General features: G+C 72.4%; 17 protein-coding genes. 10 read left to right on the top strand and 7 right to left on the bottom strand.

The genetic code is table 11. The features are described 5' to 3' along the window. Positions 1-1,083: heavy metal translocating P-type ATPase (locus ABZ267_RS28325; protein ID WP_356755323.1), on the top strand; the 1,083-nt coding region annotated here is incomplete at its 5' end. Positions 1,084-1,087: 4 nt separating this feature from the next. Here the strand turns inward: ABZ267_RS28325 and ABZ267_RS28320 are convergent. The 4 genes from ABZ267_RS28320 to ABZ267_RS28305 form a co-directional block, all read right to left on the bottom strand. After that, positions 1,088-1,960, bottom strand: coding sequence for a biotin-dependent carboxyltransferase family protein (locus ABZ267_RS28320; RefSeq protein WP_356755321.1), 873 nt, complete (start codon positions 1,958-1,960; stop codon positions 1,088-1,090). After that, the gene (locus ABZ267_RS28315) at positions 1,957-2,688 is read right to left on the bottom strand and encodes an allophanate hydrolase subunit 1 (protein WP_356755319.1); all 732 of its coding nucleotides are present in this window, start codon (positions 2,686-2,688) and stop codon (positions 1,957-1,959) included. Before ABZ267_RS28315 ends, ABZ267_RS28320 begins: the two co-directional genes overlap by 4 nt. Continuing rightward, positions 2,685-3,434, bottom strand: a complete 750-nt coding sequence (locus tag ABZ267_RS28310; protein ID WP_356755341.1) for a 5-oxoprolinase subunit PxpA — start codon at positions 3,432-3,434, stop codon at positions 2,685-2,687. The genes ABZ267_RS28315 and ABZ267_RS28310 overlap by 4 nt, the downstream gene beginning before the upstream one ends. A gap of 82 nt (positions 3,435-3,516) precedes the next feature. Then, positions 3,517-4,218 carry a maleylpyruvate isomerase family mycothiol-dependent enzyme gene (locus ABZ267_RS28305; protein WP_356755318.1) on the bottom strand — a complete coding sequence of 234 codons (702 nt, stop codon included), beginning with the start codon at positions 4,216-4,218 and terminating at the stop codon, positions 3,517-3,519. An 82-nt stretch (positions 4,219-4,300) separates the two neighbouring features. On the opposite strand from ABZ267_RS28305, the gene ABZ267_RS28300 reads away from it, so the two are divergent. The 3 genes from ABZ267_RS28300 to ABZ267_RS28290 all read left to right on the top strand — a co-directional run bounded on the left by ABZ267_RS28300 (position 4,301) and on the right by ABZ267_RS28290 (position 7,740). Continuing rightward, a complete protein-coding gene (locus tag ABZ267_RS28300) occupies positions 4,301-4,966 on the top strand; it encodes a hypothetical protein (protein ID WP_356755316.1) in 666 nt (221 codons plus the stop codon). A gap of 176 nt (positions 4,967-5,142) precedes the next feature. Beyond that, a complete protein-coding gene (locus ABZ267_RS28295) occupies positions 5,143-6,387 on the top strand; it encodes a PQQ-binding-like beta-propeller repeat protein (protein WP_356755314.1) in 1,245 nt (414 codons plus the stop codon). A 93-nt stretch (positions 6,388-6,480) separates the two neighbouring features. Beyond that, a complete protein-coding gene (locus ABZ267_RS28290; protein ID WP_356755339.1) occupies positions 6,481-7,740 on the top strand; it encodes a Cmx/CmrA family chloramphenicol efflux MFS transporter in 1,260 nt (419 codons plus the stop codon). 47 nt (positions 7,741-7,787) lie between these two features. Here the strand turns inward: ABZ267_RS28290 and ABZ267_RS28285 are convergent, their stop codons facing one another. Beyond that, positions 7,788-8,057, bottom strand: a complete 270-nt coding sequence (locus ABZ267_RS28285) for a DUF4031 domain-containing protein (RefSeq protein WP_128851832.1) — start codon at positions 8,055-8,057, stop codon at positions 7,788-7,790. After that, positions 8,054-8,422, bottom strand: coding sequence for a hypothetical protein (locus ABZ267_RS28280; protein ID WP_356755312.1), 369 nt, complete (start codon positions 8,420-8,422; stop codon positions 8,054-8,056). The genes ABZ267_RS28285 and ABZ267_RS28280 overlap by 4 nt, the downstream gene beginning before the upstream one ends. A 95-nt stretch (positions 8,423-8,517) precedes the next feature. Here ABZ267_RS28280 and ABZ267_RS28275 point away from each other — a divergent pair, with 95 nt between their 5' ends. The 5 genes from ABZ267_RS28275 to ABZ267_RS28255 all read left to right on the top strand — a co-directional run bounded on the left by ABZ267_RS28275 (position 8,518) and on the right by ABZ267_RS28255 (position 13,355). Then, positions 8,518-9,438: a MurR/RpiR family transcriptional regulator gene (locus ABZ267_RS28275; RefSeq protein ID WP_076965481.1), complete on the top strand. Its 921-nt coding sequence runs from the start codon at positions 8,518-8,520 to the stop codon at positions 9,436-9,438. Between the two features lie 56 nt (positions 9,439-9,494). Beyond that, positions 9,495-10,460, top strand: a complete 966-nt coding sequence (gene murQ, locus ABZ267_RS28270) for an N-acetylmuramic acid 6-phosphate etherase (RefSeq protein ID WP_356755310.1) — start codon at positions 9,495-9,497, stop codon at positions 10,458-10,460. Between the two features lie 47 nt (positions 10,461-10,507). Further along, complete coding sequence (locus ABZ267_RS28265; RefSeq protein ID WP_356755308.1) at positions 10,508-12,064, top strand: PTS transporter subunit EIIC; 1,557 nt, start codon at positions 10,508-10,510, stop codon at positions 12,062-12,064. Positions 12,065-12,272: 208 nt separating this feature from the next. Continuing rightward, positions 12,273-12,608 (top strand): helix-turn-helix domain-containing protein, encoded by a 336-nt coding sequence (locus ABZ267_RS28260; RefSeq protein WP_356755337.1) that lies wholly within the window; start codon positions 12,273-12,275, stop codon positions 12,606-12,608. Positions 12,609-12,725: 117 nt separating this feature from the next. After that, positions 12,726-13,355, top strand: a complete 630-nt coding sequence (locus ABZ267_RS28255) for an NAD(P)-binding domain-containing protein (protein WP_356755306.1) — start codon at positions 12,726-12,728, stop codon at positions 13,353-13,355. A gap of 22 nt (positions 13,356-13,377) precedes the next feature. Here the strand turns inward: ABZ267_RS28255 and ABZ267_RS28250 are convergent, their stop codons facing one another. Beyond that, positions 13,378-15,018: a DHA2 family efflux MFS transporter permease subunit gene (locus ABZ267_RS28250; RefSeq protein WP_356755304.1), complete on the bottom strand. Its 1,641-nt coding sequence runs from the start codon at positions 15,016-15,018 to the stop codon at positions 13,378-13,380. A gap of 140 nt (positions 15,019-15,158) precedes the next feature. Between ABZ267_RS28250 and ABZ267_RS28245 the strand changes: the two genes are divergently transcribed. Continuing rightward, positions 15,159-15,671 carry a MarR family transcriptional regulator gene (locus ABZ267_RS28245; RefSeq protein WP_356755335.1) on the top strand — a complete coding sequence of 171 codons (513 nt, stop codon included), beginning with the start codon at positions 15,159-15,161 and terminating at the stop codon, positions 15,669-15,671. Positions 15,672-15,689 lie beyond the last annotated feature (18 nt).

Genomic DNA, 15,689 nt, shown 5'->3' with positions numbered 1-15,689 from the left:
GTCCTGATCATCGCCTGCCCCTGCGCGCTCGGCCTCGCCACTCCGACCGCACTCATGGTCGGCACCGGCCGAGGCGCACAACTCGGCATCCTCATTAAGGGCCCCGAAGTCCTCGAAACCACCCGCCGCGTCGACACCATCGTCCTCGACAAGACCGGCACGGTGACGACCGGCAAGATGACCCTGCTCGCCGTCCACACCGCCGACGGCACCGACGAGAACGACGTGCTGCGGCTGGCCGGTGCGGTGGAGCACTCCTCCGAGCACCCGATCGCGCAGGCGGTGGCGGCAGGCGCCGTCGAGCGTCTCGGCGGAGCCGCCCTTCCCGCTCCCGAGGACTTCGCCAACGTCCCCGGGCTCGGCGTGCAAGGCGTGGTGGACGGACACGCCGTGCTCGTGGGCCGGGAGCAGCTGCTGGCCGACTGGGAGATCCGGCTGCCGGAGGCGCTGGCTGGTGCCAAGGCCGGGGCCGAGCGGGCCGGGCGGACGGCGATCACGGTGGCGTGGGACGGCGAGGCGCGGGCGGTCCTGGAGGTCGCGGACGCGGTGAAGGACACCAGCGCCGAGGCCATCGAGCGGCTGCGCGCGCTCGGCCTCACGCCGATCCTCCTCACCGGCGACAACCGGGCCGTCGCGGAGGCGGTGGCGGCCGAGGTCGGCATCGGTGCCGGTGACGTGTACGCGGAGGTCATGCCGGAGGACAAGGTCGACGTCGTCAAGCGCCTCCAGGCGGAGGGCCGGAGCGTGGCCATGGTCGGCGACGGGGTCAACGACGCCGCCGCGCTGGCCCAGGCCGACCTGGGTCTGGCCATGGGTACGGGCACGGATGCCGCGATCGAGGCCGGTGACCTCACCCTCGTACGCGGAGACCTGCGGGCCGCCGCCGACGCCATCCGGCTCGCGCGCCGCACGCTCTCCACGATCCGGACGAACCTGTTCTGGGCCTTCGCCTACAACGTCGGCGCACTGCCGCTCGCGGCGGCCGGACTGCTCAACCCGATGATCGCCGGGGCCGCGATGGCGTTCTCCTCGGTGTTCGTGGTCGGCAACTCGCTGCGGCTGCGCGGGTTCAAGGGAGCGTGAGAGCTCACGCTCGTACGAACCGCACCGGAGTCCCCGGAACCGCCTGCGCCGCCTTGGCGAGGGCGGTTTCCGGTACGACGCCGACGACCGGATAGCCGCCGGTCGTCGGGTGGTCGTTGAGGAAGACGACGGGAAGGCCGTCCGGCGGCACCTGGATCGCGCCCAGCACCATGCCTTCGCTGGGCAGTTCGCCGTCACGGGCCCGCTCCAGCGCCGGGCCTTCGGTGCGGAGGCCGATGCGGTTGCTGTGCGGCGAGACGCGGTAGGTGGCGGTGGTGAGCGTGACCAGCGCGGCGTCCGTGAACCAGGTGTGGCGCGGGCCGAGGTGGAGCGGCAGGACCAGCTCGGTGGGAGCGCCGGGCCAGGGCGTGGTGCCGCCGTACGCCGGTGGCGGCCCGGAGGGTTCGCCCAGGGGCAGCGTGTCGCCTTCGCTCAGCGGGGCCGGGCCGAGGCCGGAGAGGAGATCGGCGGAGCGGCTGCCCAGCACCGGTTCCGGCTCCAGGCCGCCGGCGAACGCCAGATAGCCGCGTACACCGGTGAGCGCGGGCCCCACGTCCAGCACCGCGCCCGCCGGAACCCGCACGGCCGCGCCCCACGCCACCGGCCGCCCGTCGACGCGCACCCGGCACCCGGCACCGCCGACGACGGCCACCACGGGCCGGTCCGGGCGGACGGCGCACCCGGTGACCGTGGTCTCCAGGAGCGCGGCGCCCGGCGCGTTGCCCACGAGCCGGTTGGCCAGCCGGGCGGCGGTCGCGTCCAGGGCCCCGGACCGACCGACGCCGAGGTGCGCCCAGCCGGGCCGGCCCGCGTCCTGGACGGTGGTGAGAGCGCCGGGCCGGACGATATGGAGGAGCCCGTTCCGTACGGAGGTCATGAACGGGGCTCCGTACGAGGTACGGGTACGGGTACAGCGGCACCGGACACCACGAACCGCACCCGGGTCCCCGGACCCAGCAGCGCCGCCGGCTCCCTGGCCGGGTCCCACAGCGCGGCCACCGGGTCCGCCATGCGCCCGATGAGCTGCCAGCCGCCGGGCGACGGGCGCGGGTAGACGCCGGTGTACGGGCCGGCGAGGGCCACCGCACCGGCCGGAACCCTCGTACGCGGGGTCGCACGGCGGGGCACATGCAGGCGCTCGGGCAGCCCGGTCAGGTACCCGAACCCCGGCGCGAACCCGCAGAAGGCCACCCGGAACGCGGTACGGGAGTGCAGCGCCGGCACCTCGTCGACGCCGACGCCCCAGAGCGCGGCGACCTCGTCCAGATCGGGCCCGTCGTACACGACCGGGATCTCGACCGCGTTCCGCACCTCACGGCGCGGAGGCGGAACGGACCAGGAGAGGAGGTCACGGGCGAGCCGGTCACGAGCGAGCCGGTCACGAGCCGTGGGAAGGCGGCCGTTGCGGTCCTCGATGCCGTCGAGCAGCACGGTCCGCGCGCCCGGCACGATCTCGCGTACGCCGGGAAGTGCGCCCCGCGCGCGGCGGCGGAGCAGCTCGGCGTGGAAGGCCTCGGCGCGCTCGCCGTCGGCCAGTTCGACGAGGAGGGCGTGCGGCCCGGCGGGCAGTACACGTATTTCCGTACCGTCGCTCTCCGGCCTCACGTGAACGCCTCCACCCGCACGCCGGCCCCCTCCAGCGCCGCCCGCACCCGGCGCGCGAGGGCCGCCGCGCCCGGGGTGTCGCCGTGGACGCAGAGCGAGCGCGCCTCGACGGCTATCCGGCCGCCGTCCGCACCGGTGACCGTCCGGTCGAGCGCCAGGCCGACGCTCCGGCGTACGACCTCGTCACCGTCGTGCACCACCGCACCCGCCTCGCCGCGCGGCACCAGCGTGCCCTGCGCGGTGTACGCCCGGTCCGCGAAGGCCTCCTCCACGGCGGGCAGTCCGGCGGCCGTGGCGTGGGCGAGCAGGTGCGAGCCGGGCAGTCCGAGGACGGTGAGGCCGCCGCCCGCGAGCCGGACGCCCGCGACGACGGCGGCGGCCTGCCGCTCGTCGTGGACGGTCCGGTTGTAGAGGGCGCCGTGCGGTTTGACGTACGAGACGGCCGAGCCGGCCGCCTCCGCGAACACCCGCAAGGCGCCGATCTGGTACGCGACCTCGGCGGCCAGCTCATCGGCCGGCACGTCCATCGACCGCCGCCCGAACCCGGCCAGATCCCGGTAGGAGACCTGCGCCCCGATCCGTACGCCGTTGGCCGCCGCCGCCTCACAGACCCGCCGCATGACGGAGGCGTCGCCCGCATGGAATCCGCACGCCACATTGGCGCTGGTGACACAGGCGAGCAGCGCTTCGTCGTCGGTCAGGGTCCAGCGGCCGAAGCCCTCACCCAGGTCCGCGTTCAGGTCCATCTTCACCAGGCGCACGCTATTGACCGCGCCCGTGGTCGACAAGAGCCGGTCCGAGGAACGGAAGGCCCACCACCGCTTTCGGTCATCGGCCGTCCGGCTTCGGCGGCCGGTCGAAGAGGTGCAGGTCTCCTTCCCGTACGCCGTGCAGCTCGTACCGCGTGCCGGCCAGCGGACGGTTCGCGTACAGGCGGATCAGCGTGGGCCCGTCGCCTCGGTACCGGCCCGCCGGTCGGCCTCCGGGTGACGGGACACCGATCTGCCGTGGCGCTCGCCCGCCTTCCACCTCGGCGACGACCTGCGGCATCTCCTTCCGGTACGCCGAGCCTTCCAGCAGGTCCAAGGCGTACGGCAGGCCGCGCCCGGCGTACGCCCCGTCGAGCCGCCACGCCTCGCGCACATCACCGGCGTGCACCCACTCGCCGAACGCGACCCCGTCCAGCTTCCCGCCCGAGGCGGCGATCACCGGACCGGCCTCGGTCATCCCGCGCTCCAGCTCGTCGAGGAGCGCGGCCGGCGGCAGGCCGGCCCGCTCCGCGATGTCCCGCTCGTTGGACTCGGGCGAGAACACGCCGTCCTCCAGCCGGTCCTCCACCACCCGGGTCAGCGCGGCGGCGCAGTGCGCGAGGACATGGCGGACGGTCCAGCCGGGACACGCGGTGCGGAGGCCGTACGCGGACTCCGGAGCGGCGCGCAGGAGCGGGAGGAGGTCGTCGCGCTCGGTGCGCAGGAGCAGACCGGGAAGTTCGGGATCGCGTACGGGAGCGGCGGAGGCCATGGTCGTCATGGCTCTCAGCCAACCGCAGAGAGGTCGCCGGCCGGGACGGGATGCCGGAATCCGTACCGGACTCAGCCTCTAAGGTCGTCCCATGACGGACAGCCCGCGCCCTCACGACCCCCGTACCGCTCTGGTCGAGCGCTGGCGGGACACGCTTCTCGCCGCCCGTTCCGGAGCGCCGGGACCTGATCCGCTGCCGTACGCCGAGAACCTCCTGGACCGCTGGGACGAGCCGCAGCGGCGGTACCACACCACCGCCCATCTGACGGCGGTCCTGGACCGGATCGACACGCTCGCCGGGCACGCCGCCGATGTGCACGCGGTGCGGCTGGCCGCCTGGTTCCACGACGCGGTGTACCGGCCCGACCGCACGGAGAACGAGGAGCGCAGCGCCGCACTCGCCGAGCGCGCACTGCCCGAGGCGGGCGTCGCGGAGGCGGTGACGGCGGAGGTCGCGCGGCTGGTCCGGCTCACCGTGACGCACGACCCGGCCGACGGCGACCGGAACGGCGAGGTGCTGTGCGACGCGGACCTGGCGGTGCTGGCGGGCGGGCCGCAGGAGTACGCGGCGTACGCGGCGCAGGTACGGGAGGAGTACGGGTTCGTGCCGGACGAGGCGTTCCGGGCCGGGCGGGCGGACGTGCTGCGGCAACTCCTGGCGCTGCCGCGCCTGTTCCGTACGCCGCACGGAGCGGCCGCGTGGGAGGCGCGGGCCCGGCACAACCTGGCGACGGAGCTGGAGCTGCTGGAGCCGTAGTCCGGACAGGCCCTAGGTGGCCGGAGGCCGGTCCGGTCCGCAGTGATCGGCAAATGTTCCGGTTCCTTCACGGAGTTGTTCCGGTCACGCCCTGTCCCGGCCTGGAGCACCTGACGGCCGCTAACGTCTGGCATCGCAGTTGCACACACTCTGATAACTCCATGAGGGGCGGCAGGATGTCCAAGGGATCCGCAGGATACGACACGACGGTCGGCAGGACTTCACGGCGGCGAATACTGCGACTGGCCGGCGGCGAACTCACGATGGCGGTGCTCGGCGCCGGACTGACCGGCTGCGAGGACCCGTCCGAGACCGGTGGCGAAGGCAGCATCCCGCCGCCGCGCACCGCCTCTCCGCAAGACGGCAAGGCTCCCGAGGACGGCCAGGCTCCCGCGCCGCTGTGGACGAGGACGACCTCGGCGCAGACGTACGGGGACAACGACGAGCTGGTGGCCGTGGACGGTGTGGTGATCGCGAGCGGTGACCCGCTGGCCGCGCTGGACGGCGCGAGCGGCGAGGAGCGGTGGTCGCTGCCGGCCGGCGCGATCCCCGGCGCGCCGCTGCTGCTCGGCGCCGGCACGCTGTACCTGGCCGGCGGCACGTACGACGGCGCCGTCATCGGCTATGACCCGGCCGCCGGCAAGGAGACCTGGCGCAGCCACCTGGGCAAGGAGTACCGGCAGCCGAGGCCGGTCGCGGTGGACGAGACGCAGGTGTACGTCATCGCCGAGATCCTGGAGGCCGACAACTCCTCCCGTACGAACGTGATCGCCGCGCTCGACAGCCGTACCGGCAAGCTCGTCTGGAAGGAACAGCGCGACCTCGGCACCCAGCAGAACGGCGTCCACGCCGCCGTCCAGGGCCGCCACCTCGTCTACACCGACTTCAAGAAGAACCTCACCGTGCGCGACACCGCCACCGGCAAGCAGGTGTGGACGCAGAAGACGACGAAGACGAGTTACGGCCCCTTCGCGATCCACGAGGACCTGGTGATCGTCCCGCAGGGCCAGAGGCTCCAGGCCTTCGCGCTGGCGGGCGGGTCCGAGAAGTGGTCCGTAGAGGCGGAGCAGTTCACCACCTTCCGGGAGCCGGCCGTCCTGGACGGCGTACTCCACATCGCGGACAGTGGCCGGACGCTGTGGGCCCTCGACCCGCGGACCGGAAAGAAGGTGTGGCAGTCCACGGCCCTCAAGGACGCCGGTGCGCAGGTGCCTCGGCAGTTCGTCAGGGTCGACGGCGTGCTTTACGGGGCGACCGACCTGGACGAGAAGGGCGGGGTCCACGCGATCGACGCGAGGACGGGCGCGCTGCGCTGGACGTTCAACGACGGGTCCGGCGACCACCACGCCTGGCTGGTGGCCACCGACGGCAAGCGCGTCTTCGCTCTGCACGGCACGAAGCTGCACGCGCTGTCCGTCTGATCACTGTCCACCCGTCGAGAGCCGGGAATGCGCCGGTGTTCTGCGGCGTTGGGACGAGTCATGCCCGACTCCACCTCCCGCCGCCGCACCCCCATGCCGCTGGCCGTATACATCCTCGGCCTCTCGGTCTTCGCTCTCGGCACCAGCGAGTTCATGCTGTCGGGCCTGTTGCCGCCGATCGCCGACGACATGAACGTCTCGATCCCGCAGGCCGGACTCCTCATATCCGCCTTCGCGATCGGCATGGTGGTCGGCGCCCCGCTGCTCGCCGTGGCCACGCTGCGGCTGCCGCGCCGCACGACCCTGATCGCGCTGATCTCGGTCTTCGGCCTCGGGCAGGTGGCGGGCGCGCTGGCGCCGACGTACGAGGTGCTCTTCGCCTCCCGGGTGGTGAGCGCGCTCGCCTGCGCGGGTTTCTGGGCGGTCGGAGCGGCGGTGGCCATCGCGATGGTCCCGGTGAACCAGCGGGCTCGGGCGATGGCCGTGATGATCGGCGGGCTGTCGATCGCCAACGTGCTGGGCGTGCCGATGGGCGCCTTCCTCGGCGAGCACCTCGGCTGGCGGTCGGCGTTCTGGGCGGTGGGCGTGGCGTCGGCGGTGGCGCTGGTCGGCGTCGTGACCCGGATCCCGCACATCCCGGTGCCGGAGCGGAAGCCGCAGCTGCGGCAGGAGCTGGCGATCTACCGGGACCGGCAGGTCTGGCTGGCGATCGTGATCACCGCGCTGGCGGCGGGCGGAGTCTTCTGCGCGTTCAGCTATCTGGCGCCGCTGCTGACCGATGTGGCGGGCCTGGACTCGGCGTGGGTGCCGTGGATCCTCGGGCTGTTCGGGGTCGGTGCGCTGATCGGTACGACGATCGGCGGCCGGGTCGCGGACGCGCACCTCTTCGGCGTGCTGCTGAGCGGGATCACGGCGTCCACGGTGTTCCTGGCGGCGCTGGCGCTGTTCGCCTCCAGCCAGGTCGCGGTGGTCGCGCTGGCGTTCCTGCTGGGCCTGTCGGCGTTCTTCACGGCGCCGGCGCTGAACGCCCGGATGTTCAACGTGGCCGGCGCGGCGCCGACGCTGGCCGGTGCCACGACGACGGCCGCGTTCAACCTCGGCAACACGACCGGCCCGTGGCTCGGCGGCACGGTGATCGACGCGGACTTCGGCTTCGCCTCCACGGCGTGGGCGGGCGCGGCGATGACGGTCCTGGCCCTGGCGGCGGTGGTGGTGTCGCTGCGGCTGCAGCGCGGCGGTGGCGGCCAGGTTCGCTCGCGACTGATCGCGAAGGGCGGGACGGCGCGTGAGGAACGTACGGCACCGGTTGCCGGGCCGGCCGAGTGCGCGGCCGGCTCTCCCAACCAGCCCTGAGCGCCCGGGCGGCCCTTCAAGCCGTCGCCCGGCCCCTTCGCGGCCCTTCAAGCCGTCGCCCGGCCCTTAGGACGCCGGAGCCCGGCGGCGGTGAGGCGGCGGACCAGTTCCTTCGAGCCGATCTCCCGCGCTCCGGCCCGTACCGCGTCCGCGTAATACGCCTCCGGTACGTCGTAGTGGTCGCGCTCGAAGGCGCGTGGCGGGCAGCCGATCGCGGCGGCGAAGGTGTGCAGCTCCTCGAACGACACGTCGCTGACCAGGTGCGACCAGAGGCGGCCGTGTCCGGGCCAGGTGGGCGGGTCGATGTAGAGGGTCACCGCCGCAGCACCTCGCCCAGTGACCCGACCGGCGCCACGGCCACCGCCGCCTTGACGCACACCCAGTGCGGATCGGGCCCGAGCTCCGGTTCGACGTCCAGCGCGTGCGGCTCGTTCTCGGCGCACGCCGGACAGAGCGGCCACCGCCCGTACTTCTCCAGCAGCGCGTCCTGCACGTCCTGGGCGACCAGCCCGGCGACGAACTCCGCACCGTCCGGCCACTGCTCGACCCACCACCGGCGGTGCGTCACCGCGTCCTCGACGAGCGAGACGACGTCCGCCTCGGCGACATCGCCCGCGACGAGATCGGCCATGACCAGCGCGCGGGCGGTGTGCAGCGCCTGCTCCAGGGGGTTCAGCTCCATGCTCCCCATTGTGCGCCCGCGCGTGTGCCGGGCGGCGCCAGAGGTAGGGACCACAGGGGGTTGACGGGGTCACGGGTTGAAAATATCTTTCAGGTGTGACCCAAGACGTGAAGGAAATTTTCAGCGGCGACTCCCCGCCCGCTCCCGCGGCCCTCGCCGCGAAGGTGCGGACGCTCGCGCCCTCCATGACCCGCTCCATGCAGCTGGTCGCCGAAGCCGTCGCGGGCGACCCGGCCGGATGTGCCGCCCTCACCGTCACCGGTCTCGCCGAGCTCACCGGCACCAGTGAGGCGACCGTCGTCCGCACCGCGCGTCTCCTCGGCTACCCGGGCTACCGGGACCTGCGCCTCGCGCTGGCCGGACTCGCCGCGCACCAGGAGTCCGGCCGCTCGCCCGCCGTCACGGCGGACATCGCGGTGGACGACCCGATCGCCGAGGTGGTCGCCAAGCTCGCCTTCGACGAGCAGCAGACGCTCGCGGACACCGCCGCCGGACTGGACACCGTCCAGCTGGGCGCCGCCGTGGCCGCCGCGTCGACCGCCCGCCGCATCGACATCTACGGCGTCGGCGCCTCCTCCCTCGTCGGCCAGGACCTGGCGCAGAAGCTGCTCCGGATCGGCCTGATAGCCCACGCCCACACCGACCCGCACCTGGCGGTGACCAACGCCGTGCAGCTGCGCGCCGGTGACGTGGCCATAGCGATCACGCACTCCGGCTCGACCGGTGACGTCATCGAGCCGCTGCGGGTCGCGTTCGACCGCGGAGCGACGACGGTGGCGATCACCGGACGGCCCGACGGGCCCGTATCGCAGTACGCGGACCATGTGCTGACCACGTCCACGGCCCGCGAGAGCGAGCTGCGGCCCGCCGCCATGTCGAGCCGAACGAGCCAGCTCCTGGTCGTGGACTGCCTGTTCATAGGCGTGGCGCAGCGGACGTACGAGACGGCCGCGCCCGCCCTCGCCGCCTCCTACGAGGCGCTGGCCCACCGCCACAGCCCGCGCTCCACCCGCTGACACCGCACGACCCGTACGCGTACGAGAACGAGCACGAGAAAGCAGAGCCGCCCTCCATGACCTCCACCACCGACGCCACCGACGCCTCCGGCACCGACAGCTACGGCGAGCTCCGCGCGCAGCTGGCCACACTCACCACCGAGGCGTTCCGTCCCGAGCTCGCCGAGATCGACCGGCTGGCCACGCCGGAGATCGCGCGGATCATGAACGGCGAGGACACCACCGTCCCCGCCGCCGTCGCCGAGCGGCTGCCGCAGATCGCCGCCGCCATCGACGCCGCCGCCGAGCGGATGGCCCGCGGCGGCCGGCTGATCTACGCGGGCGCGGGCACGGCCGGCCGCCTCGGCGTGCTGGACGCCAGCGAGTGCCCGCCCACCTTCAACACCGACCCGTCCGAGGTCGTCGGCCTGATCGCGGGCGGCCCGTCCGCGATGGTGCAGGCGGTGGAAGGTGCCGAGGACAGCAAAGAGCTGGCCGCCGCCGACCTGGACGCGCTGAAGCTGACCGCCGACGACACGGTGGTCGGCATCTCCGCCTCCGGCCGTACGCCGTACGCGATCGGCGCGGTCGAGCACGCGCGGGACCAGGGCGCGCTCACCATCGGCCTCTCCTGCAACGCGGGCTCGGCGCTCGCCGCCGCCGCCGAGCACGGCCTGGAGATCGTCACCGGCCCCGAGCTGCTCACCGGATCGACCCGGCTGAAGGCGGGCACGGCGCAGAAGCTCGTGCTCAACATGATCTCGACCATCACGATGATCCGGCTCGGCAAGACGTACGGGAATCTCATGGTCGACGTCCGCGCTTCCAACGAGAAGCTGCGGGCCCGCTCCCGGCACATCGTCTCCCTCGCCACCGGCGCGTCCGACGCCGAGATCGAGGCCGCGCTCGCCGCCACCGACGGCGAGGTCAAGAACGCGATCCTCACCATCCTCGGCGGCGTCGACGGCCCCACCGCCGCCCGGCTCCTGACCGAGTCGGACGGCCACCTGCGCGCCGCGCTCGCGGCCGTACGCACCACCTGACCCACCCCTGGGCCCCCCACGCCCCGCACAGCAAGGCACCTCGCACCATGGCCACTGAAGACAAGAACCGCGCAACAGCCGCCGCGATCCTCCCGCTCGTCGGCGGAGCCGCGAACGTCAGCTCCATCGCCCACTGCATGACCCGGCTCCGCCTCGGTCTGCACGACCGGTCCCTCGTCGACGACGAGGCGCTGAAGGCCCTGCCCGCCGTGATGGGCGTGGTCGAGGACGACACGTACCAGATCGTGCTCGGTCCGGGCACGGTCGCGCGGGTCACGCCGGAGTTCGAGCAGCTGGTGGAGGAGGGCCGCGAGGCGGCGCCCGCGCAGGCCACCGTCTCCGCCGAGGAACTGGCGGCGCAGGGCGCGGCGATCAAGGCGCAGCAGAAGGCGAAGAACGCGACTCCGTTCAAGCTGTTCCTGCGCAGAATCGCCAACATCTTCGTACCGCTGATCCCGGCGCTCATCGGCTGCGGCATCATCGCGGGCCTCAACGGGCTGCTGGTGAACCTGGGCTGGCTGGCTGGCGTGACGCCCGCGCTGGCGGCGATGGCGTCCGGTTTCATGGCGCTGATCGCGGTGTTCGTGGGCTACAACACGGCGAAGGAGTTCGGTGGTACGCCGATCCTCGGCGGTGCGGTGGCGGCGATCATCGTGTTCCCGGGCGTGGCGAACATCGACGCCTTCGGCCAGACCCTCTCGCCGGGCCAGGGCGGTGTGCTCGGCGCGCTGGGCGCCGCGGTCCTCGCCGTGTACGTGGAGAAGTGGTGCCGCCGGTGGGTGCCGGAGGCGCTGGACGTCCTGGTCACACCGACGCTGACGGTGCTGGTCTCGGGCCTGGTGACGATCTTCGGCCTGATGTACGTGGCGGGCGAGGTGTCCTCGGCGATCGGCACGTTCGCGGACTGGCTGCTCTCCACCGGCGGCGCGGGTGCGGGCTTCGTCCTCGGCGGCCTGTTCCTGCCGCTGGTGATGCTGGGCCTGCACCAGGCGCTGATCCCGATCCACACGACGCTCATCGAGCAGCAGGGCTTCACGGTCCTCCTCCCGATCCTCGCGATGGCGGGCGCCGGCCAGGTCGGCGCGGCGGTGGCCGTCTACTTCCGCCTCCCGCGCAACGAGTCGATCCGCCGCACCATCAAGTCCGCGCTCCCGGCCGGCCTGCTCGGCGTCGGTGAACCGCTGATCTACGGCGTCTCGCTGCCGCTCGGCCGCCCGTTCATCACGGCGTGCGTGGGCGGCGCGTTCGGCGGCGGCTTCGTGGGCCTGTTCAACCAGCTCGGCGACACGGTCGGCTCGACGGCCATCGGCCCGTCCGGCTGGGCCCTGTTCCCGCTCCTGGACGGCAACCACGGCCTGGGCTCGACGATCACGATCTACGCGGGCGGCCTGCTGGTCGGCTACGTGGCGGGCTTCGTCGCGACGTACTTCTTCGGCTTCAGCAAGGACCTGCTGACGGAGTTCAACGTCTCGCAGGAGCCGGCCGTGTCGACGGTCGCGGCGACGGGCGGCCCGCATCCCACGACGACGAAGCCGAACGCGGGCGGTCCGGGCGAAGATCCTTCGGACCCGGGCTCACCGGAGAAGGCTTCGGCCCGGGTCTGAGGTCCCGAGAGGAGGCAACGTCAAGCTGAAGGCACAGCTCACTCGAGCAGGTAGAACACACCACAGTCCCCCATAATGTCGTCTACGACATATTACGGTGCCGGGCGTGACATACATCCACGTCATCGAGATGGAGCCCGAAGTCCGTGACTGGCTGGAGCTTCTCCCAGAAGCACTCGTACACACGTGGAGAGAGCAGGGAGACTTCATGAACCACAGTCGCTGGAAGCTGAAGCGCGAACAGGAACTCGGCACGGAGCACAGCGAGAACGAGGAGACCCGCGCCGAGCGCGCGGAGATCCGGCTTGCCATGGCTTTCGCCAAGGCGGTGTACGACCGTCGCAAGGAACTCGGCCTCTCCCAGAGCGACGTCGCCGAGCGGGCGGGGCTGACTCAGGCGAAGGTCTCCCGTATCGAAGGCGCCGATGCCGTGCCCACGCTCCCATTGCTCCGGCGACTGGCTCGCGCCTTGGACGCCTCCCTCAGCATCGCCCTGGACGAAGATCAGGAGAAGGTCGCCTTCGTAGCCCGCACAGCGGCCTGACCAGCCCGGAGCCAGGCACCCCGGAGTGACGCGGCCCGAGGACTAAGCCGCAGGTCCCGCTCCACCCCCGTCTCCCGCCCGATCCGCCTCCTCGGCCCCGCTGGATAGCGTCGTGCCATGCGTATCGGACTGCTCGGCACCGGAAATGTCGCCCGCGCCCTGGCCCACGGCTGGCGCGCCGCTGGACATGACGTCCTCCTCGGCTCACGCCACCCGAAAGAACGCGCCGACCTCGGCCTCCCCGTCGCGGGTCTCGATAAGACGGCCGCGCACGCGGAGGTGCTGGTCAACGCCACGCCGGGAGGTGTCTCCGTGGAGTTGCTGCACTCCATCGGGGCTCCGGCGCTGGCCGGGGTCCTGCTGATCGACGTCGGGGTCGGGCTCTCGGACGACTTCACCGCGCTCACCCATCCCAACAGCAGCCTGGGCGAGCTGATCCAGGAGGCCTTCCCGCTGACGCCCGTCGTCAAGACGCTCTGCACGATGGACTCCACCACCATGACCGCGCCGGGCGACCTGACCGAGCCGGGCACGGTCTTCCTCTCCGGCAACGACGCCGAGGCCAAGCGGACCACCGGCCGCCTCCTCACCGACCTCGGCTGGCCGGCCTCCTCGCAGCTCGACATCGGCTCCATCACCACCGCCCGCGGCCAGGAGCACTTCGCGTTCCTCTTCATGGGGATCGCGGGCGGGGTGGGCTCGCACACCTTCAACATCAAGGTGGTCACGCGCCCGGACGTCCCTTAGGGCCTGAGGCGGCGGCCGGCCCTCAGTGCAGCGCCGGTTCCGATTCTCGTGCAGGGCCCGAAGCGTCCCCGTCCGCCACCGGAGCGGACGGGATGAGGAACGACGCGATCAGCCCCAGCAGGACGAACCCGGCGGCCACGTAACCGCCGAGGACGACCCCGTCGGTCATCGCCGCTCGCGCCGCGTCCGCGACCGAGACCGTCTGCGGGTTGGCCGCCAGAGGACCGATCGCGGCTCCCGCGCTGTCGGTGACGGCCCCGGTGAGCCGGTCCGCCTCGCCCGCGGGCAGGCCGCCGCCGGTGAGGCGGTCGTTCAGCCGGGTGCTGAGCGTCGTGAAGAACACCGTGGTCAGGGCGGCGATACCGAGGGCGGAGCCGAGTTGGCGGAAGGCGCTCTGGACCCCGGACGCCTGCCCGGAGCTGGCTTCGGGGACATCGTTGAGGACGACGTTGGTGACCTGCGCGGTCGCGAAGCCGACGCCGATCCCGTACAGGAAGAGCACCAGGGAGACGGCCCACCAGGAGCTGTCCGGGGCGGCGATCAGCCCGATCCCGGCCAGTCCTACGACCTCCAGCGCGAGTCCGACGCGCAGCTGGCCGAGCGGGGCCACCTTGGCGGCCATGCCGAAGCTCGCACCGCTGGCGACGAAGGAGCCGATGGCCACGGGGACCAGGGCCAGGCCGGCCTGGAGGGCGCTGTAGCCGAGGGTGAACTGGAGCCACAGCGGCAGGATCGCGACGACGCCGAACTCACCGATGCCGATGATCAGCGTGGCGATGTTGCCGCTCCGGAACGAGGCGATGGAGAACAGGCTCACGTCCATCAGCACCCGATCCGGGTCACCGGCACGGCCGAGGACGATCTGCCGCCGTACGAACGCGAAGAGGCTCACCGCCGAGAGGACGAGGGCCACCAGTACGGGCGAGGGGCCACCGGACCAGGTGAGGCCGAGGACCTCCAGCGGGTGCACGGTGGTGATCCAGCCGTACGTACGCCCCTCGACCAGCCCGAAGGCGAGCAGCCCGAGCGCGGCGACGGAGAGCAGCGCTCCGGGTACGTCGACACGGCCCCTGGTTCGCGGCGAGGGCGCCATGTACAGCAGCACCCCGGCCCCGACCAGCACGGAGAGCGGCACGTTGATGCCGAAGGCCCAGCGCCAGGAGACGTGCTCGGCGAGCCAGCCGCCCAGCAGCGGGCCGAGCGCGGCGGCGGCTCCGATGGTCGAGCCCCACACCGCGAACGCCTGGCCGCGCGCCTTGCCGGTGAAGGTCGCCTTCAGCAGGGAGAGCGAGGTCGGCAGCAGCATCGCCGCCCCGACGCCCTGGAGGAAGCGAGCCAGGATCAGCAGCCCGCTGTCGGGCGCGAGGCCGGCCAGCACGCTGGTCGCACCGAAGACGACGACACCGCCCAGGAAGATCCGGCGGGCCCCGAAGATGTCGGCCAGCCGGCCGGTGAGCAGGAGCAGCGCCGCGAAGACGATGGCGTACGACTCCTGGATCCACTGAGCCTGGACGGAGGTGGCGCCCAGGTCCTCGATGACCGAGGGGACGATCACGTTCACGATCGTGGTGTCCACCACGATCAGCGCCACCCCCAACGCGATCGCGATCAGGCCGAGCCACCGGCGGGTGGCGGACGGTTCACGCACAACAAGTCCTTCCATCATGGAATAGTTCCATGAAGAAACTAAGCTGAGGGCGATAGGTTGTCAAAGGCCGCAGGTGTGGTGCGTGGTGCGTGATACGGACCATGGCAGTCACGGGGGTGGATCCCGGAGGAAGGGGTCCCGGAGGAAAGGTGGCGTTGGCGTTGGCCGTGGAGGAATCGGCACACAGCGGTGTGGCGGCGCAACGGGAGCGGCTGATCGAAGGGCTCCGGGCCTACGGCGGCCAGTTCACCGAGCTGAGCCGCCTCTTCGCCGACTGGCTGGGCCTGCACTCCACGGACGCGGTCGCTCTGCTGGAGGTCGCCGCGGCGGAGGAACGCGGCACCCCGCTCTCACCGGCCCGCCTCAGCGAGCGGATCCTGCTCTCCCCCAGCGCGACGACCGCCCTGCTGAACCGCCTCGAACAGGCGGGACACATCATCCGCAGCCGGGAACACACCGACCGGCGGGTCATCACCCTGCGCAGCAGCGCGTACGTACAGGAGCGCGCCGACGAGTTCTTCCGCCCCTTGGGCGTCCGCCTGGACGCCGTCATGGCCGGGCATCCGCCCGAGGTCCTGGCCGGCTTCGAGGCCCTGCTCGGCGACCTGAGCCGGAGTATGGACGGCTACATCGCCGAGCGGAGCGAGGAAAGCCCGTCGGTCGACTGACCGGCCGGACCCGGGGCG

Source organism: Streptomyces sp. NPDC006174 (assembly GCF_040614075.1).
Lineage (GTDB): Bacteria > Actinomycetota > Actinomycetes > Streptomycetales > Streptomycetaceae > Streptomyces.
This window is presented reverse-complemented; position numbering and strand designations above follow the sequence as displayed.